The sequence below is a fragment of the Micromonospora sp. NBC_00617 genome (genome assembly GCF_045161355.1).
Classification (GTDB): domain Bacteria; phylum Actinomycetota; class Actinomycetes; order Mycobacteriales; family Micromonosporaceae; genus Micromonospora.
The window spans coordinates 2638049-2655654 of record NZ_CP107751.1 but is presented as its reverse complement, the minus strand read 5'-3'; the positions used below and the strand labels follow the sequence as shown (position 1 = coordinate 2655654).

General features: G+C 73.0%; 17 protein-coding genes and 1 riboswitch. Of the genes, 6 read left to right on the top strand and 11 right to left on the bottom strand.

Features of this window, described 5'->3' with window-relative positions:
• Positions 1–17: 17 nt before the first annotated feature.
• Positions 18–671, bottom strand: coding sequence for a response regulator (locus OG505_RS12205; RefSeq protein ID WP_405433260.1), 654 nt, complete (start codon positions 669–671; stop codon positions 18–20).
• Positions 671–1843: a sensor histidine kinase gene (locus OG505_RS12200; RefSeq protein ID WP_405433259.1), complete on the bottom strand. Its 1173-nt coding sequence runs from the start codon at positions 1841–1843 to the stop codon at positions 671–673. The genes OG505_RS12205 and OG505_RS12200 overlap by 1 nt, the downstream gene beginning before the upstream one ends.
• Positions 1844–1998: 155 nt before the next feature.
• Between OG505_RS12200 and OG505_RS12195 the strand changes: the two genes are divergently transcribed.
• A complete protein-coding gene (locus OG505_RS12195) occupies positions 1999–3372 on the top strand; it encodes a nitrilase-related carbon-nitrogen hydrolase (protein WP_405433258.1) in 1374 nt (457 codons plus the stop codon).
• Here OG505_RS12195 and OG505_RS12190 read toward each other — a convergent pair.
• Positions 3350–6166 (bottom strand): AfsR/SARP family transcriptional regulator, encoded by a 2817-nt coding sequence (locus OG505_RS12190; protein ID WP_405433256.1) that lies wholly within the window; start codon positions 6164–6166, stop codon positions 3350–3352. The genes OG505_RS12195 and OG505_RS12190 overlap by 23 nt on opposite strands.
• Positions 6167–6347: 181 nt before the next feature.
• Between OG505_RS12190 and OG505_RS12185 the strand changes: the two genes are divergently transcribed.
• Positions 6348–6749 (top strand): peptidase inhibitor family I36 protein, encoded by a 402-nt coding sequence (locus tag OG505_RS12185; protein ID WP_405433255.1) that lies wholly within the window; start codon positions 6348–6350, stop codon positions 6747–6749.
• Positions 6750–6833: 84 nt separating this feature from the next.
• Here the strand turns inward: OG505_RS12185 and OG505_RS12180 are convergent, their stop codons facing one another.
• Positions 6834–7322, bottom strand: a complete 489-nt coding sequence (locus OG505_RS12180) for a peptidoglycan-binding protein (RefSeq protein WP_405433254.1) — start codon at positions 7320–7322, stop codon at positions 6834–6836.
• Here OG505_RS12180 and OG505_RS12175 point away from each other — a divergent pair.
• Both OG505_RS12175 and OG505_RS12170 read left to right on the top strand, forming a co-directional pair.
• Positions 7300–7656, top strand: coding sequence for a ThuA domain-containing protein (locus tag OG505_RS12175; protein WP_405433251.1), 357 nt, complete (start codon positions 7300–7302; stop codon positions 7654–7656). The genes OG505_RS12180 and OG505_RS12175 overlap by 23 nt on opposite strands.
• Positions 7657–7837: 181 nt before the next feature.
• Positions 7838–7982, top strand: a riboswitch (cyclic di-AMP (ydaO/yuaA leader).
• Entirely contained in the window at positions 7982–8668 is a 687-nt protein-coding gene (locus OG505_RS12170) for a transglycosylase family protein (protein ID WP_405433249.1), read from the top strand. (Overlaps the previous riboswitch by 1 nt.)
• Before the next feature lie 80 nt (positions 8669–8748).
• Here OG505_RS12170 and OG505_RS12165 read toward each other — a convergent pair whose 3' ends face one another.
• The 3 genes from OG505_RS12165 to OG505_RS12155 form a co-directional block, all read right to left on the bottom strand.
• Positions 8749–9087, bottom strand: coding sequence for a hypothetical protein (locus OG505_RS12165; protein WP_405433248.1), 339 nt, complete (start codon positions 9085–9087; stop codon positions 8749–8751).
• 111 nt (positions 9088–9198) lie between these two features.
• Positions 9199–10386 (bottom strand): DNA polymerase IV, encoded by a 1188-nt coding sequence (dinB, locus tag OG505_RS12160; protein ID WP_405433246.1) that lies wholly within the window; start codon positions 10384–10386, stop codon positions 9199–9201.
• A 57-nt stretch (positions 10387–10443) separates the two neighbouring features.
• Positions 10444–10881 carry a VOC family protein gene (locus OG505_RS12155; RefSeq protein ID WP_405434478.1) on the bottom strand — a complete coding sequence of 146 codons (438 nt, stop codon included), beginning with the start codon at positions 10879–10881 and terminating at the stop codon, positions 10444–10446.
• Positions 10882–10975: 94 nt separating this feature from the next.
• Between OG505_RS12155 and OG505_RS12150 the strand changes: the two genes are divergently transcribed.
• Positions 10976–11950: a helix-turn-helix transcriptional regulator gene (locus OG505_RS12150; protein ID WP_405433244.1), complete on the top strand. Its 975-nt coding sequence runs from the start codon at positions 10976–10978 to the stop codon at positions 11948–11950.
• On the opposite strand, the gene OG505_RS12145 is transcribed toward OG505_RS12150, so the two are convergent.
• The 4 genes from OG505_RS12145 to OG505_RS12130 all read right to left on the bottom strand — a co-directional run bounded on the left by OG505_RS12145 (position 11845) and on the right by OG505_RS12130 (position 16349).
• The gene (locus OG505_RS12145) at positions 11845–12426 is read right to left on the bottom strand and encodes a GNAT family N-acetyltransferase (RefSeq protein WP_405433242.1); all 582 of its coding nucleotides are present in this window, start codon (positions 12424–12426) and stop codon (positions 11845–11847) included. The genes OG505_RS12150 and OG505_RS12145 overlap by 106 nt on opposite strands.
• Positions 12423–12974, bottom strand: a complete 552-nt coding sequence (locus OG505_RS12140) for a GNAT family N-acetyltransferase (RefSeq protein WP_405433240.1) — start codon at positions 12972–12974, stop codon at positions 12423–12425. The genes OG505_RS12145 and OG505_RS12140 overlap by 4 nt, the downstream gene beginning before the upstream one ends.
• Before the next feature lie 522 nt (positions 12975–13496).
• The gene (locus tag OG505_RS12135) at positions 13497–15071 is read right to left on the bottom strand and encodes an FMN-binding glutamate synthase family protein (protein ID WP_405433238.1); all 1575 of its coding nucleotides are present in this window, start codon (positions 15069–15071) and stop codon (positions 13497–13499) included.
• A gap of 147 nt (positions 15072–15218) precedes the next feature.
• The gene (locus OG505_RS12130) at positions 15219–16349 is read right to left on the bottom strand and encodes a peptidoglycan-binding protein (RefSeq protein WP_405433237.1); all 1131 of its coding nucleotides are present in this window, start codon (positions 16347–16349) and stop codon (positions 15219–15221) included.
• A 190-nt stretch (positions 16350–16539) separates the two neighbouring features.
• On the opposite strand from OG505_RS12130, the gene OG505_RS12125 reads away from it, so the two are divergent.
• Positions 16540–17505 carry a mechanosensitive ion channel family protein gene (locus OG505_RS12125; RefSeq protein WP_405433236.1) on the top strand — a complete coding sequence of 322 codons (966 nt, stop codon included), beginning with the start codon at positions 16540–16542 and terminating at the stop codon, positions 17503–17505.
• The last annotated feature ends 101 nt before the right edge of the window (positions 17506–17606 follow it).

Here is a 17606-nt window from a genome sequence, read left to right as displayed (position 1 = left end):
GCCCCTGAACGATGCCGTCACTGACCGGGGATCACCAGGCCGGATTCGTAGGCGATCATGACTGCCTGGGCGCGGTCGCGCAGATTCAGTTTGGCGAGCAGGTTGCCGACGTGCGTTTTCACCGTGTGCTCGCTCAGGTGGTGGTGCGCGGCGATTTCGGCGTTGGACAGGCCGGCCGCGATCAGGCGCAGTACGTCCGTCTCGCGGGCGGTCAGGGCGGTCACCGCGGCGGCGAGCGCCGGGTCCGGGTGGCCGCGCCGGTGTAGTTCGCCGATCACCCGGGCGGTGACGCCGGGGGCGAGCAGCGCATCGCCGGCGGCGACCACGCGGACCGCGTTGACCAGGTCGGCTCGTGGGGCGTCTTTGAGCAGGAAGCCGCTGGCACCGGCACGCAGGGCCGCGTACAGGTAGTCGTCGGTGTCGAACATGGTCAGGGCGAGGACCCGGCTCGGGGTGAGTGAGCAGACGTGCCGGGTCGCGGCGACGCCGTCGAGGACAGGCATACGCATGTCCATCAGGACGACGTCGGGAAGGTGATCGAGGGTGGCCCGCACGGCGGCGGCGCCGTCGGGGGCCTCGGCGACCACCTCGATGTCCGGCTCGGCGCCGAGGATCGTGGCGAACCCGGCCCGGAACAGGTCCTGATCGTCGGCGAGCACGACGCGCAGCATCAGACGGCCGCGGGTGCGGAGAGAGGCAAGGTGGCGGTGACGGTGAAGCCATGGCTGTCGGAGGCCGGGCCGGTGTGCAGGGTCCCGCCGCAGGCCTGGGCGCGCTCGCGCATGCCGGCGATCCCGTATCCGGGCACCCCGGCGCCTGAAGCCCGGTTGCCGCGACCGTCATCGGTGATCGACACGGTCAGGGAGTCCGCGCTGTAGCTCAGCAGGATGCGGACCGATCGGGCCTCGGCGTGCCGGACCACATTGGTCAGGGACTCCTGCACGATCCGGTAGGCGGCGACCCCGACGTCCGCGGACGGCTCGATCGGCGACCCGAGGGCAACACCGACCGGCGGATCGGACGTGATCTCGGACCGCGGTCCGGGGACGGATCCGCACGGCGGGGGCGAGACGCTGAGGACGGCGTCGAGTCCGGTGGCGCGGACGCGTTCGACGAGGACGGGCAGGTGGGCCAGGCCCGGCTGGTCGAGTGGCTGGTCGGCGGGTTCGTGCAGGCTGCCGACCGCGCGGCGGAGCTGGACGACCGCGTCCCTGCCGGTGGCCGCGATCGTGGCGAACGTGGCGTCGGCGCGGTCCGGGTGGGGGCGGACCAGAAGTGGTCCCGCCTCCGCTTGGACGATCATGACGCCGACCGCGTGGGTGAGGATGTCGTGCAGGTCGCGGGCGATGCGGGTGCGTTCGCGCAGCACGGCCGCCGCACGTTCACCGGCGACGCGACGATCGCGTTCGGCGACGGCCATGGCCTGGGTACGGCGGGCACGGGCGCTGGTGCCCAGGGCGTACGAGAAGCTGTAGGCGACCACCAGGTACCGCAGCACCTCCACGTCCGGGTGTGGATAGAGCAGCGAGAACAGCAGGCCGCCGGCGGTGAGCAGGATGCCGAGCAGGCGGATCGGCAGGGCGGCCCGCGCCGCGAACGTGTAGAGGCAGACGAGCGGGCCGACCGGCAACAGCGGGGGTGCGCCGAGCGAGGCGGAGACGGTCGTGGCGAGGCCCACGACGACGGCGACCTGGAGCAGTGCGCGGTCACGCCACAGCACCGGGACCGAGGACGCGACCGCGAGCGGCAGTACCCACCAGGCACGTGGCCCGCCGGCCAGGGCGGGCAGCACGGTCGCGGCCACGGCGGCCACGGTGACGGCGAGATCGGCGTACCGCTTCACGTCGGCAGTATGGTCCGGCCCGGCGCTGCCGCGCCTCCCTCCACAGGACCAGATCACCTCCGGTTCGTACGGCGATCCGCCCCGGCCGCTCCCGCCGCACGATCGACGCATGACGACAATCATCGCCGCGCTCCTGAGTGGACTGCTCTGGCTCGGTGGCTCCGGGCTGCACCCGGCTCGCCCCGATCCCGCTGATCCTCGCGTCGTTGCGGGTACGCCCGAGGACCGCGCTCGGTGCGACGATCCTCGCCTGGTCGATCGGCCAACTCGGCATTGTCGGGTACTACCTCGGCACCCTGCGACTACCGGTCCCCGTGGTCGGCGGCGTGTTCCTGCTCGGCCTCGGCCTCGCGGCCGGCACGGTCCTGCTCGCTCGGACACTCCTGCTGCGCGGGCGAACCGTGACCGCCGTTCTCACCGTGCCGTCACTGTGGGTGCTGGGCGAGTACGCCGCGTCCCGCCTGTTCCCGCACGGTGCCTGGTGGAGCCTCGCCTACACGCAGGCGGACGTCCGCCCGGTCATCCAGCTGACCGCGCTCACCGGCGTGTGGGGCGTCACCTACCTGCTGCTCGCCGTCCCGATCGCCCTCGCCGCCCTGCTGAGAAGCCTGCGGCCCACCCGCACTCCCCGGCTGGGCAGCCCACGCCCTGCCCTCACCTGCCTGCTCGCCCTCCTGCTCAGCGTCGGCGGATGGTCGGCCTGGTCATTGAGCCGCTCCCCGGACCCGGCCGAGCCGCTGACCGTGGGCCTCGTCGCGCTGCGACAGCCCGAGGACGGGCTCCCGATCGACGAACCGTCCGGACGTGACCTGCTCGCCCGGTACGTTCCGCGGGTCTCGGGCCTGGCCGCGCGCGGGGCGCGGATCGTCGTGTTGCCGGAGAAGGTGTTCGCCGTGACAGACGCCACCCTGCCCCTGCTCGTCGACGCGCTCCAGCAGGCCGAGGCCCGGGTCGTCGTCGGCGCGGTGCTGCGGCGGGCCGGAACCGCGAGCAACGTGGCGCTGGTGCTGGACCCGAGCGGAACGATCAGGACGTACGAGAAGCAGCATCTGATTCCGGGCCTGGAGGACTGGCTGACGCCGGGTGACGACGAGGTGATCGTGGACGGGCGGTACGGCGTGGCGATCTGCAAGGACCTCGACTATCCCGGTCTGGTCCGGCGGTATCGGGCGCAGGGCGTCTCGGTGCTGCTCGTCCCCGGTTTGGATTTCACCTCCGACGGCTGGCTGCACGGCCGGATGGCCCTCGTCCGTGGCGTGGAGAACGGGCTCACCGTGGTCCGCGCCGCCGCGTTCGGCCGGCTGACGGTCACCGACCCGGGCGGCAGGATGGTGGGCGAGGCCACCGCCGGTGACGCGGAGTTGCTGGTCACGGCCGCTCCGACGACGGGGTTGGGTACGGTCTATTCGCGTACCGGAGATTGGTTTCCGATCTTGTCCCTGGTGTTGTTCGTCGTCTCCGTGGGTGGGGCGGTGGGCCGGCCGAGCAGCAGACCCCGGCGGCCGGTCACGATCCGTCGGCTGCCGTGAGCCGCTGACGGATCCGCTCGGCGTCCGGGTGCCCGAGCTCGTCGAGGATGCCCAACGCCGTTCGCCAGCTCCGGGCCGCTTCCGCCGGCTCGCCAACGTCGGCCAACGCCTCCGCGAGGTGCGTCAGCGTGTCCGCCTCGTAGTAACGGTCCCGGAACTCCCGGTACAGCGCCAGCGCGTGCCGGTACGCGACCACCGCCTCCGCGGGTCGCCCGGCGCGGTGCTGCGCGTAGCCGAGGGTGTCCCAGGTGGGCGCCTGGCCGTGCCGGTCGTCGAACTCGCGCAGCAGCTCCAGCCCCTGCTGGCACGCCTGCACCGCGGCGTCGTGCGCCCCGAGCTGGGCCTGGTACCAGCCGACCGCGTTCAACGCCATCGCCTGCCCGTAGCGGTGGCCCGCCTCGCGGTACAGCGCCAACGCCGCCTCGGCATGCTCGACCACCTCGGCACGCCGGCCCTCCCGGTCGGCCACCTCGGCGAGGTCGAGGCAGGTGTGCCCCTGGTTGGCCGGGTCGCCCAGCTCGCGGAACAACTCCAGCGCCCGCTGGAGCTGACCGGGCGCCTCGTCGAGCCGACCCAGGCGGGCGTGCGCACGGGCCAGGCTGCGGTGCGCGTGCGCCTGCCCGATCACCTCGCCGCTGCGCCGCGCCGCCACCAGCGCCGTGCGCTGCACCGCCAACTGGTCGTGCCAACCGCCCTGCCGGTCCAGGAAACTGGTCAGGCTCCAGGCCAGCTGCCAGGCGTGTCGGTCGAACCCGCTGGCGGCGCATCGTTCGACAAGCGCGATCAGCACGTCGCGCTCGCGCGTGAACCAGGCCACCGCCTCGTCATGGTCGCCGAACTTCTCCGGCCGGACGCCGGCGACGGACGGGGCGAGGGTGATCGGATCCCAGTGCGGGTGCAGCAGCACCGCCGCGCCGTGCGCGGTGTGCAGGTAGTGGTCGAAGAGCCGGCCGCGCGCCTCGGCCCGGTCGCCGGCCGGATCGTGTTCGGCGGACAGTTCGGCCGCGAAGACCCGCAACAGGTCGTGCATCGCGTACCGGTCCGGGCCGCGCTCCAACACCAGATGCGCGTCGGCCAGCTCGCCGAACGCCGCCTGGACGGCCCGTCGACCGCCGCCGGCGAGACTGACCGCCGCCGCCGAACTCACCGTCACGTCCGTACTTCCCCCGACCAGCCGGAACAGCCGCGCGGTCGACGCCGACAACAGCCGGTACGACCAGGACAGCGCCGCCCGCACACTGCTGTCGTGCTCTCCGGTGTCCAGTCCGTTCAGCCGGCCGTCGGCCCGGAGCTGCGCGCCCAACTCGGTCAGGGGCAGCTTTGGCCGGACCACCGCCCGGGCCGCCACCACGACCAGGGCCAGTGGCAGCCGGTCGCAGAGTCGGACCAGCTCGTCGACGGCGGCCCGCTCGGCCTTCGCTCGCGCCCCGATCCGCGCGTGCAGCAGGGCCTGCGCGTCCTCGGCGGTGAGCAGATCCAGCACCACCGCCTCGGCGCCCTCGGTGGCCACCAGCCCGGTGAGCCGGTCCCGGCTGGTCACCAGCACCAGGCAGCCGGGCGCACCCGGCAGCAGCGGCCGGACCTGCGCCGCGTCCCGAGCGTTGTCGAGCAGCACCAGCATCCGCCGACCGGCGAGCAGGCTCCGGTACAGCGCGGTCTGTGCCTGCTCATCCGCCGGCACCTCCCGCGGCGGCACCCCGAGCGCGGCCAGGAAACCCCGGACCACCTGCTCGGCGCTGCGCACCACACCGCTGTGGCTGTAGCCCTGCAGGTTGGCGTAGAGCTGCCCGTCGGGGAAGTGTCCGGCGGCGCGGTGCGCCCAGTGCACGGCGAGCGCCGTCTTGCCCACTCCGCCCGCTCCGGAGAGCACCGCCAGCGGGACCGCCCCGGGTTGCGCCTCGGCGGACGCCCGCAGCGCGTCCAGACGAGCCAGCTCCGGGCCGCGCCCGGCGAAACCCCGGACATCCGATGGCAACTGCGCCGGGATCGGGCGGTCCGGGTGGGGCCTGGCGACGAGGCCCGCTCCGGCGGGGGCGGGGGACGGACCGGGAGTCGGCGCGGCGATCTCACCGCGCAGGATGGCCTGGTGCAGCTGGCGGAGCTCGACGCCCGGGTCCGCGCCGAGCACGTCGGCGAGGCGGTCCCGCAGCCGGGCGTAGTACGCCAGCGCCTGTGCGCCGCGACCGGCCGCGGCCAGCGCGTGCAGCAGCACGACGGCGACCGGTTCGTCCAGGGGGTGATCGTCGGCGAGCCGGGTCAGGGGGTCGATGACCGCGTCCGGCTCGCCCCGCCGCAGCAGGCCGCGGGCCCACTGCACGGCGGTGTCGGTGTGCCGGCGGTGCCAGTCCTGCCGGACCCGGGCCGCCCACTCGCCGGGCAGCCCGGCCAGCGGCTCGCCGCGCCACAGCTCCAGCGCCCGGCGCAACAGCTCCACCCGCTCGGGGTCGTCGTCAACCAGTCCATCGGCCCGGCGCCGCAGCGAGTCGAAGTGCTGGCCGTCCACTGTCTCCGGTGGCTGGTCGAGCAGGTACCCGCCGGAGCGTCGTACCAGCGCGTCCGGTGCGCCCGCGTCGGCCAGCACGCGGCGGAGCCGGGCGAGGTAGACGTGCACGTTGTGGCGGACCCTGGGCGGTGGCGTGTCGCCCCAGACCCGGTCCACCAGCGACTCCACGTGGACCGGTCGGCCGACGTCGACCGCCAGCGCGGCCAGGACGGCGCGCTGGCGGGCTGCTCCGGCGTCGACCAGGCGGCCGTCCGCCCAGACCTCGACCGGCCCGAGGACTCGAATCTCCATGAACCGCCGCTCGCCGCGTCGCCAGTCGGACAATCCGCCGACGAGCGGCCGGATTGAGATTCCGGCAGGAATTCGTCGACCTGCCGCGCAGATCATGTTGGCACAGCGGCATCGATCAACGCGATGTCGGCAATTCGACTCACGACCTGTTCCGGTCGTGACGACACCGGAGGTCACCATCGTGCGAAGTGCTCTGCGAAGGTTCACGTCCGCCCTGCTCGGCGTGGTTGCCGTGGGCGCCGCGCTCGGCGTCGCCCCGAGCCCGGCCCAGGCCAACTACGCCTGCCCCTCGGGTCTGCTCTGCCTGTACGCCGGGGCCAACTTCAGCGGCGACATCTTCCTGCTCGACGGGCCGTACAACGGCTGCAACGACGTCGGGCTGCCCTCGTACTTCCGCAACAGGACCCAGTCGATCATCAACAACCGGCCGTCGGGCACCGTCTCCACCTTCTGGGACAACGCCAACGCCACCGGCCTGCTCGGCTACCAGCACGCCTACGGCTACCGGGCGAACCTGGCGTACGACTCGGCCGCGATCGGGGGGACCTGGAACCAGCGGATCGAGGCGGTCCGCGTCTGCTGAGCCGCGGACCGAACCGGGTAGGGGGGCGCAACGACGGCGCCGGCCGGAATCCACGGGGGACTCCGACCGGCGCCGTCGCGCGGCTCAGCCCGGGTAGTAGCAGACGTTCGGGATGACCGGGCCGCCGTTGACCCCGAAGATCGCGAAGCCCATGTACGCCCGGGTCTGCGGGCCGTACTCGCCGTCCTCGGCGATGTTCGCGTACACGATGTCCTCGTTGATCTTGTGCTGGGCGTACCGGACGGCGTCGCGGGTCTTCGAGCCGTAGTTGCCGTCGAGGGTCAGTGACCGCGCGTAGCAGTTGTTCAGCGCCTCCTGCAGCACCAGCACCGCCGAACCCGAGTGGCCGTAGCTGAGATAGCACTGCTTGTTCCCGGTCTGCCAGCCAATGGTTGGCACGTGCATGTCCGCGCCGCCGGGGTAGCCGCCGACCCGGTAGAAGGTCAGGCTGGTGCACGGGCTGGAGGCGTGCGCGGCGGTCGGTGCGAGCAGGGTCAGGCCGGCGCTGGCCAGTACGGTCACGAGAGTGGCGGCGGCACTGCGGCGGCCGATGCGGCTCCGGTGGATCGGCATGCTCTCCTCCTGGGAAGGTTGCCGGGGTCGACCCGGTGTGCTTCCGAACATCGCGGCCGTCGATCTATGGTTTCCTGCCCGAACGTCAATTCCCAGGAGCGCCGATCGGCCCGTTCCTCGCCCGGCGCACCAGCGTCGCGCATCCGCTCGCCTGTACGCGCACGAGGAGGGCGGCGCCACCCATCCACTGGTCTGGGCACGCACCCTCGGTCGCAGCCGGGTGGTCTACTCCGCTCTCGGTCACGACACCCGGTCCTACGAGTCGCCCGGACACGTCGAACTGCTCCGTCGCATCACCGCCTGGCTGCGTACGGACGGTGACCACCGGGCCTGATCGGAATCGGTCCATCATGGTCGGTGCACAGCCGCGCGTCATCCGCAACCGCTGGCAGAGGCGCTATGCGTGCGCCGGTGAACAAGTTCACAAGCGTTGGGCGAGGGTCACTGACCGTGCCTACCGTCGGTCGAGTCCACCACCGTGGACACCACGACCGGCAACGCCAAATCCTGCCCCCGGTCGTCGGATACCAGAACCCCGGGCAGGAGCGGGGGACCCACGTTCCTCGGTGCATGTCACCTCGGGGTGAAGCCGCCACCGCGCGGCCGGGCTCCTCGGCCCGAACCCGACAGCTCACCTCGCCGGCGTGGAGGAACCACACATGACGTCTGTCTACACGCCCCGTCATCGACGGGTCACCACCCGCCGCGTCGCCGTCGGCACCCTGGCCGTCGGCGCGGTCACCGGCGCCGTCGCCCTCTTCGGGCCCGCGGCCCCGGCCCAGGCCGGTGTCAACTGGGACGCGATCGCCCAGTGCGAGTCCGGCGGCAACTGGAAGATCAACACCGGTAACGGCTACTACGGCGGCCTGCAGTTCTCCCAGGGCACCTGGGCCGGCTACGGCGGCAAGAAGTACGCCGCCCGTGCCGACCTGGCCAGCCGCGGCGAGCAGATCGCCGTCGCCGAGAAGGTACTCGACGGGCAGGGCATCGGCGCGTGGCCGACCTGTGGCCGCAAGGGCGGTTCGTCGGGCGGCGCCGCCGCGAAGTCCTCGACGAAGTCGTCGAAGTCCACTGCCGAGAAGGACCGGTCCACCGCTCGGAAGGATCGCTCCACCGCCCCGAAGGAGCGGTCGTCGCGCGGCGACCAGCCGGCGACCCGCAACCACGAGCGCACCGCCCCCGCGGCCGGAGACGACACGTACGTCGTCAAGCCGGGGGACACCCTGTCGGAGATCGCCGACAGCCACCGCCAGGCGGGCGGCTGGCAGGCCCTGTACGAGCGCAACCGGCAGCTGATCGGCGCCGACCCGGGTCTGATCCTTCCGGGCCAGCGGCTCAGCCTGTAAGAGCACCAGCAGCGGGCGCTCGACCGGATTCCGGTCGAGCGCCCGCTGGCATGTCGGGGAGGCGGTTCGGCGGGTGGGCCTCAGGCGGCCGAAGCGGTCGCCGTCGACACCGACCCGGTCGCACGGGTCTGCCGCGCAGCCGAAGCCCTCTCCGGGGACCGGCCGGTCGACGCGGCGGCGTCGGATCGCTGCGGGGCGGCTGTTGGCGATGTGTCGTCCGCCCGCCGGGCCAGCCGGAGCGACTGTTCAGCGGTGCTGCGCGCCGCACACGGCCAGGGTTGGCCGGCGCAGAGCAGGTTGCGGCACGCGCCGTTCCCGTCCGGCTCGTGTGCGCCCAGCACGTCGAGCGCGAGCTGCCAGAGCAGCGGATCGGTCACGTCGCGCGGACGCTCGGCACGCCGGCTCGCACGGTTGCTCATGTCGTCGGACATGGTGGTCCCCCCTGTCAGGCTGATTCCCCCAAACGTCTCCACTCGCACCGCCGGTAAACCCCCACCCGCTGTGATCTGCGTGGCAGCGCGTCGTGCCCGTCAGTCCGGCAACAGCGGCATCTCGACGCCCGGGTCCCGGCCCAGCAGCACCGCCCGGGTGAGCGCCGCCGAGCCGAACCGGTCGCGGACCGCGTCCACCGCGGCGTCCAGGTCGGCCCCGGTGTCGACGTCGAACGGCAGCTCCGGCTGCACCGGGTTGTCGTCGAGATTGCCGACCGAGACGCCGATCAGGGTGACTCCGCGGCGCTCGATCTCCGGCAGCGCGGCCCGCAGCAACGCCCGCGCGGCGTCCAGCAGCGGCGTGGTGTCCGCGGTCGCCTTGCGGACGGTGTGCGAGCGGGTGGCCCGGGTGTAGTCGCCATAGCGCAGCCGCAGCACCACCGTGCGCCCGGACCGCCCGGCCGCCCGCATCCGCCGGGTGACCCGGTCGACCAGGCCCGCCAGGATGGCGTCCAGCTCCGCGGGGGCATGCGGGGTAGGGCTCAACGCGTGCTGCGCGCCCATCGAGCCCCGGCGGCGGCCCACCTGCACCGACCGGGGGTCGCGGTTGTGGGCCAGGGCGTGCAGGTGCCGGCCGGCGCCCGCCCCGAGCAGGGACACCAGCGCGGCCTCGCCGAGCCGGGCCACCTCCCCGACGGTACGGATCCGGCGCTCCCGTAGCTTTGCCGCGGTGACCGGGCCGACGCCCCACAGCCGTTCCACCGGCAGCGGGTGCAGGAACTCCACTTCGGCGTCGGGGGCGACGACCAGCAGCCCGTCCGGTTTCGCCACCCCGCTGGCCACCTTCGCCAGGAACTTCGTCCGGGCCACGCCCACTGTGATCGGCAGGCGGACCCGGTCGCGGACCTCCCGGCGCAGCCGCTCGGCGATGTCGACCGGTGCGCCGACCAGCCGCCGCAGGCCGCCCACGTCGAGGAACGCCTCGTCGATGGAGAGCCCCTCGACCAGCGGCGTGGTCTGCCGGAAGATCTCGAACACCGCCCGGCTGGCCTGCGTGTACGCCGCCATCCGGGGCGGCACCACGATCGCGTCCGGGCACAGCCTGCGCGCCTGCTGGCCACCCATCGCGCTGCGGACACCCCGCGCCTTCGCCTCGTAGCTGGCGGCGAGCACCACACCACCGCCGACGATCACCGGCCGCCCCTGCAGGCGCGGGTCGTCGCGCTGCTCGACCGACGCGTAGAAGGCGTCCAGGTCGGCGTGCAGGATGTGGGCGCCGGTCGACACGTACACATGTTCGCACGACGCCCGTCCATCGCGGCGGTGAGCTGGGCGAACGCCCGATCAGTCGAGGCAGAACTCGTTGCCCTCGGGGTCGGCGAGCACGAGGTGACCGGCGCCGAGCGGGGGAGCGGGCTCGTGCCGTGCGAGGCGGGTGGCGCCGCGGGCGACGAGCCGTTCGGCCTCCGCCTCCAGGGCCGCCATCCGCTCGTCACCCGTGAGCCCGGGGGCGGCCCGCACGTCGAGGTGTACGCGATTCTTGGCCTGCTTGCCCTCCGGCACACGCTGGAAGAACAGGCGCGGCCCCGCGCCCCTGGGATCGACCACCGCCGACGCGTCGTTGCGGCGCTCCGGTGGCACACCCATCGCGTCCAGCGCGGCGTCCCACGAGTCGAAGTCCCCGGGCGGCCCCTGCAACTCGTAGTCGAGCGTCTCGGCCCAGAACGCCGCCAGGCTGGCCGGGTCGGCGGCGTCGAACGTGATCTGCACCTCGCGGGCCATGACAGCTCCCTCTTTCCTGGTCTGGCTGGTCATGCCGCCACCCTCTCGCGGATGGCGGACAGGATCGTTCCGCTATTCGTGCAACGATCGGCGGGTGACGGTGGAGGCGACGACGGAGCGGGTGCTGCGGACGCTGGCCCTGTTGCAGCGGCGGTCGTCGTGGACGGCCACCGAGCTCGCCGCCGAACTGGGTGTCACCGACCGCTGTGTGCGCCGTGACGTGCAACGGCTCCGCGCGCTCGGGTATCCCGTCCAGGCGTCGGTTGGCGTCGGCGGCGGCTACCGGCTCGGCGCGGGCACCCGGCTGCCGCCGCTGCTTCTCGACGACGAGGAGGCGATCGCCACGGCGGTTTCCCTGCGACTGGCGTCGGGAGGCACGGTCGCCGGGGCGGGCGAGGCGGCTCTGCGGGCACTCACGAAACTTGACCAGGTGATGCCGGCGCGGCTGCGCGCCGAGGTGCGAGCGGTGCACGGCTGGACGGATACCCTCGTCGGACCGGTGGTGGAGATCGATGCGGAGCTGCTGGTGACCCTCGCCCGTGCCTGCCGTGACGCGGTGCGGGTGCGGTTCCGCTACGCCGGTCGCGACGCCGGTGAACGGGAGCGGACGGTCGAGCCGGTCCGGATGGTCACCACCGGCCGTCGCTGGTATCTGATGGCCTGGGACGTCGATCGTGACGACTGGCGGACGTTCCGCCTGGACCGGATGCGGGCCACGGTGGCGACGACCTGGCGCTTCCGATCGCGCGAGCATCCGGATCCGATCGCTTTCGTGCAGCGGTCGGTGACCGACGCGCCCTACCGGCAGCTCGCCCGGGTGCGGGTGCACGCCCCGCCCGAGCGCGTGCGGGAGGTGGTGCCGCCGCAGGTGGGGCGCGTGGAGGCCGACCGCGACGGGTGGTGCGTGCTCGTCATCGGCGGCGACAGCCTGGACTGGCTCGCCGCGCACATCGCCCGCCTGAGCTATGAGGTGGAGGTGCTGGAGCCCGCCGAACTGCGCGAGGCCGCCGCCCGGCTCGCCCGCCGCCTGGCGGCGCTGGCCGGGGCGGCGTCGGAGCCCACGGTGTAACGCCGCAGCGACACCGGGCTGCCGTCCGGGGCGGTCCACGATGCCGTGCTCGTGCCCGTGCACCGCCATCCGGTGCGCTCGTAGAGGGCGACGGCCGCGGCGCCGTCGGCGACCACTTCGAGCACCAGACGCACCCCACGCGCGTCCGCCCAGTGCCGTGCCCGGGCCAGCAGAGCGCTGCCCAGCGCCAGCCCGCGGGCGGCCGGCGCCACGAAGAGGCGGGCCACCTCGGCTGCCGGATCGGCGCGCGGCTCGTCCGCCGGGTCCGGCAGGCGGTGCACCGCGACGTGTCCGACGATCGTTCCAGCGGGGTCGACGGCGACCCAGGCGCGCGCCGGGTGCGGCTCGCGCAGCCAGCGGTGCGGGTCGGCCGGCCAGTTCAGCGGATAGCGGTCGACCCGGTGCACGTCGGCGAGCGCCGCGACGCAGCCGTCGAGGTCGGCGGCACGCCGGCGGCGGATGCGCGGTGGGTTCACAGCTCGTCGAAGGGGCGGGCGTAGCGGAACTCGCCCCGAATCGACTCGCGCCACGCGGTCAGCGGTCGAGCCATGAAGTACGGCGGACCCCACGGCTGTGGCGGTGTGACGCCCAACTCGACGGCGGGCCGGAACCCGAAGCGCGGGTAGTACTCGGGATGCCCGAGCAGCACCACGAGCGGTTCGTCGCGGGCGTCGGCCGCGCCGAGCACCGCGTGCATCAACGCGGTGCCGACGCCGCGACGCTGCCACGCGGGAAGCACGCCGAGCGGCCCCAGGCCGAGGGCGACCGGCTGGCCGGCCACCCGCGCGCGGGTGGCCACCACGTGCCCCACCACCAGGCCGTCCGGATCAACCGCCACCAGGGAGTACGCGGGCAGCCAGCCCTCATCGGCGCGCAGCGCGTCGACAAGCGTCGCCTCGGCCGGCGTCGCCTCGACTGGCGTCGCCTCGGCCGGCGTGCCGTCGTCCGTGGTCCTGGCGAAAGCGGCGGCGTGCACCGCGCGGATGGCATCGACGTCGGCAGGCGTCTCGCGTCTGATCAGCACCGCGCCACGATACGGGTGTCGCCGGCAGCGGCTCCACGCGATTACCAATCGGCGACCGCCGATGACGAATGCCCCGACCGGTCGATGCCAGATGCAGCCCCGGCAGCGACCGTCGTGCCGGCCGACGCGACATCGCCCCTGCACAGCACGCTCCGCTCCCCCCGCTCCCCCCGCTCCGCCCCGCTCCGCCCCGCTCCGCCCCGCCCCGCTCCGCCCCGCCCCGCCCCGCCCCGCCCCGCCCCGCTCCGCCCCGCTCCGCTCCGCCCCGCTCCGGAGGCGACGCGCGCGACCCGCGCGGCCCCGCTCCGCCCCGCCCCACTCTGGAGGCGACCCGCGCGGCCCCGCCCCGCTCCTTAGGCGACGCGCGACCCGCGCGGCCCGTCACCGCGAGCGGTGGACATGATGCGGCAGAGCGGTATTCCTGTGAGTCATCTTTATGACGCACAGGAATACCGCTCGTCGGAGTTATGGCCGCCCAGAGCAGAAGGCCGCGTCTGCTTCCGCCGTCCTGAGCCGCCGCGCTCAGCCGACGGCGGTGGCCGACGGAGGGGCGCTGCCACCCCGGGGCGACTCCGGGGTCATCAGCCGGATGATCTCCTTCTGGTCGGCCGGCGAGGGCAGGCCCCAGTGCGGTTGGTAGCCGTACACCTCGTGCAGTGGGGTGGAGCCGGTGCGGCCGTCCAGGATCTCCACGGCGTCCGTGCCGATCAGGCCGGGGTGTTCGACGCCGCACGCCTCGGCGACCTTCGTCAGGTCCCGGCGCAGCGTCCGCAGGTAGTTGGCCGCCCGGACGGATTTGAGCGTCGGGTCGAGGCCCCGCGCCAGCCACGCGTTCTGCGTCGCCACACCGGTGGGGCAGGTGTCGGTGTGGCACTTCTGCGCCTGGATGCAGCCGATCGACAGCATCGCCTCCCGACCCACGTTGACCATGTCGCAGCCCAGCGCGAACGCCACGATGGCGTTGTCCGGAAGGCCGAGCTTGCCGCTGCCGATGAACACCACCTGCTCGTGCAGGTCGTGTTCGGCGAAGACCTTGTAGACCCGGGAGAAGCCCTGCTGGAACGGGAGCGACACCGAGTCGGTGAAGATCAGCGGCGCGGCGCCGGTGCCGCCCTCGCCGCCGTCGACCGTGACGAAGTCGACGCCCCGGCCGGTGTCCCGCATCAGGCTGGCCAGCTCCTGCCAGAAGGTGAGGTCACCGACCGCCGACTTGATGCCGACGGGCAGGCCCGTCTCGGCGGCCAGCAGTTCCACCCAGTCGAGCAGGCTGTCACAGTCGGAGAACTCGGCGTGCCGCGACGGGCTCACGCAGTCCTTCCCCGCCGGGATGCCCCGGGTGGCGGCGATCTCGGCGGACACCTTCGCCCCGGGCAGCAGCCCGCCGAGGCTCGGTTTGGCGCCCTGGCTCAGCTTGATCTCCAACGCCCGGACGGGGGCGCCGGCGACCAGGTCCTTCAGCCGGTCGAGACTGAAGCGGCCGTGCTCGTCGCGGCAGCCGAAGTACGCCGTGCCGAGTTGAAAGACCAGCTCACCACCGTTGCGGTGATACGGCGACAGGCCGCCCTCGCCGGTGTTCTGCAGGCACCCGGCGAGCGCGGCCCCCTTGTTCAGGGCGGTGATGGCGTTGCCGGAGAGCGAGCCGAAGCTCATCCCGGAGATGTTGACCACCGACTCCGGTCGGAAAGCGCGTGCCCGATCCCGCGCTGCGCCCAGCACCTTCGCGCACGGCAGTCGCACGTCGTGCCCGGCCGTCGGGGACGACGGCGGCACGGCCCGGCCGAACGTGCGGTGCTTGATGATCGGGTAGCCGGGAGTGTGCTCGATGTCGTTGTCCGTGCCGAAGCCGAAGTAGTTGTTCTCCTGCTTCGCCGACGCGTACACCCAGCGACGCTGGTCGCGGGTGAACGGGCGTTCCTCGTTGTTGCCGGCCACGATGTACTGCCGAAGCTCCGGCCCGATGGCCTCCAGCAGGTACCGGGCGCGGCCGAGCACCGGAAAGTTGCGCAGCAGCGCGTGGTCGCGCTGGATCAGATCCCGCGCGGCGAGCGCCGCGACGGCGGCGGCGACGGCGGGTACGGCTCGACGGGCCCATGTCATGCCGGGCAACCTTTCCGCCTGAGGCGTCGGCCAAACCGACGCGCCGCCGACATTGCGCTGCTCAGGCCCCGAGTGCGTGCTGGTGACCAGCGTCCGCCCGCGGCGAAGGCGGCACGGGGATCACCCGGTGCCGCCTCCGGCGCAGGGTCAGTGGTGCGTGAACGACTGGCGGACCGAGCCGCCGACGATCGCGCACCACGTGCTCGTGCTGAGCTTGCCGTTGCGCGGCAGCCCGTGCAGCGCCTGCAGGTCCTGCACGGCCCTGCGGGTGGCGTGGTCGTACGCCCCGGTGACGGTGACCGCGTACCCCTTGGTCGCGAGGATCTCCTGTACGGCCGTGACCGGCGCGCCGGCGGCGTGCTGGTCCAGCTCGGGCGCCAGGGTCTCCCAGGTCGCCGTGGTGAGCGTGGCGTCCACGTCCACGGCGATGCCGTTGCGGGCCTGCCAGTCCTGCACGGCGGCCACGGTCGCGGCGTCGAACGTGCCGCTGACCGTCACGGCGTAGCCCCGGTGGGCCAGCAGGTGCTGCACCACCCGGACCGACGGCGAGTTGACGAACCGCCACAGGTCCGGCCAACGGCGGGCCGGGACGTCGCCCAGCTTGGTGCCGAGGGCCGCGTGGACCCGCCGCCGCAGCTCCGGGAACTGCCGGTAGAACGCCGCGCCCGGGCACTCGGTGGTGCGGAAGTCCCAGTGGCCGAAGATGTCGAACGCGTGCAGCCCGTACTGCCGGCAGATGGCCACGCAGAGCTTGACCAGCGAGTTGGTCAGCGCCTCCGGCGGGGTCTCGGTGACGTAGGTGCCCTCGTTCTCGATGCCGATGGCCCGGCCGTTCTCGCCCGGGCAGTGCGCCGAGATCATCTGGCGGTCGCCCGCTTCGAGGCGTTCCAGGCTGCCCCGGCGGCCCTCCAGCACGTGGCCGCCGCGGCTCACCGTGAAGTGCTGGCCGGTGTCTGACCAGCCGTTGCCGTCCATGTGCAGGTCCTGGCAGTCGTGGGCCAGCTTGACCGCCTGCTCGCGGGAGTAGTCGGTGACGTTCGGGAACGCCATGTGATGCACGATGATCTTGTTGGTGGGGATGGCGCTGACCGACAGCGGGTCGTTCGGCGGGCGGGCGGCCCACTCGTCGCAGCTGATGATCCAGTCCAGATCGGTGCCGGGAGTGGCCTGCGCCGCGCCCGAAAAGGCGAGTTCGCTTCCGACGACGGCGACCGTGGCCGCGCCGAGACCGGCCCGCAGCAGCGTTCGGCGGTCCACTTCGGAATGGTCGACGTGCATGACATCTCCTCCTGCGGCCGACGGCGGGGGGATGAAAAGTAGCTCCAGTGGCCGCACGTACTCCGGAGAATATTGCCAAGACTCGTCCGTGCGCTAGACCCCGCGAAGCGGGAGCGGCGTTTCCCCGGCCGCTGGTGGGGGTAGGTCGGGGACCTACCATCCCGGCTGCTCCGCATGGAGGAACGACCCTATGAGTGACAACGTCAGCGACGCGGTGGGCGAGGCCCTTCGCTCGGTGATGCTCTTCCTGCCCAAGGCCGTCGCCTTCCTGGCGATCCTGGTGGCCGGTTGGCTGATCGCCAAGGCCGTACTGAAGATCGTGGAGAAGATCCTCGAACGCGTGGGCTTCGACCGCGCCGTCGAGCGCGGCGGCATCCGCCGGGCTCTGAGCCGCTCCCGGTACGACGCCAGTGACATCGTCGCGAAGCTCGCCTACTACGCGGTGCTGCTGCTCACCCTGCAACTCGCCTTCGGCATCTGGGGGCCCAATCCGATCTCCGACCTGATCACGGCCGTGGTCGCGTGGTTGCCCCGCGCCTTCGTCGCGATCGTCATCGTCGTGGTCGCCGCCGCCATCGCCAACGCCGTCAAGGACATCATCAGCGGCGCGCTGGGCGGGCTGTCGTACGGCCGGGTGCTGGCCGGTATCGCCTCGGTGTTCATCCTCGGCCTGGGCGTCATCGCGGCGCTGAACCAGATCGGCGTGGCCACCGCGGTCACCACCCCGGTGCTGATCGCGGTGCTGGCCACTGTGGGCGGCATCCTCGTCGTCGGGGTCGGTGGTGGCCTGATCCGTCCGATGCAGAGCCGCTGGGAGGCGTGGCTGACCCGCGCCGAGCAGGAGTCGCAGCTGATCGCCACGCACGCCCGCGCCTACCGGGCCGGTCGCCGCGACGCCGAGGCCGAACTGGCCCGCTCGACGGCTGCCCGCGCCGACGCGGACGCGGACGCCACCCAGGTGACGACGCGGCCGTCCGATCCGGAGGCCACGCAGGTGGTGACCCGCCCCGCCGACGCGGACACCACGCAGGTGGTGGATTCCCACCGTGACGCCGACACGACCCAGGTGATCAGCGGCGGGGTTCCGGGGCAGCGCACCAGCGACGACAGCGAGACCACGACGGTCATCCCGCCGGTGGATCACCACCGGCGCTGAACCTCGGCGGGACGACGGGGCGGGATCCACGCGGATCCCGCCCCGCTCCCGTCGTGCGCCGAAAGCGCTGGCCGGCAACCTTCACGCCGGTCTACCATCGC

Bases quoted from the DNA above. Each gene is read 5' to 3' on its own strand.
- OG505_RS12205 (WP_405433260.1), bottom strand. From the start codon at position 671: ATGCTGCGCGTCGTGCTCGCCGACGATCAGGACCTGTTCCGGGCCGGG.
- OG505_RS12190 (WP_405433256.1), bottom strand. From the start codon at position 6,166: ATGGAGATTCGAGTCCTCGGGCCGGTCGAGGTCTGGGCGGACGGCCGC.
- OG505_RS12175 (WP_405433251.1), top strand. From the start codon at position 7,300: ATGCGGCTCCGGTGGATCGGCATGCTCTCCTCCTGGGAAGGTTGCCGG.
- OG505_RS12180 (WP_405433254.1), bottom strand. From the start codon at position 7,322: ATGCCGATCCACCGGAGCCGCATCGGCCGCCGCAGTGCCGCCGCCACT.
- OG505_RS12170 (WP_405433249.1), top strand. From the start codon at position 7,982: ATGACGTCTGTCTACACGCCCCGTCATCGACGGGTCACCACCCGCCGC.
- OG505_RS12165 (WP_405433248.1), bottom strand. From the start codon at position 9,087: ATGAGCAACCGTGCGAGCCGGCGTGCCGAGCGTCCGCGCGACGTGACC.
- OG505_RS12155 (WP_405434478.1), bottom strand. From the start codon at position 10,881: ATGGCCCGCGAGGTGCAGATCACGTTCGACGCCGCCGACCCGGCCAGC.
- OG505_RS12135 (WP_405433238.1), bottom strand. From the start codon at position 15,071: ATGACATGGGCCCGTCGAGCCGTACCCGCCGTCGCCGCCGCCGTCGCG.
- OG505_RS12130 (WP_405433237.1), bottom strand. From the start codon at position 16,349: ATGCACGTCGACCATTCCGAAGTGGACCGCCGAACGCTGCTGCGGGCC.
- OG505_RS12125 (WP_405433236.1), top strand. From the start codon at position 16,540: ATGAGTGACAACGTCAGCGACGCGGTGGGCGAGGCCCTTCGCTCGGTG.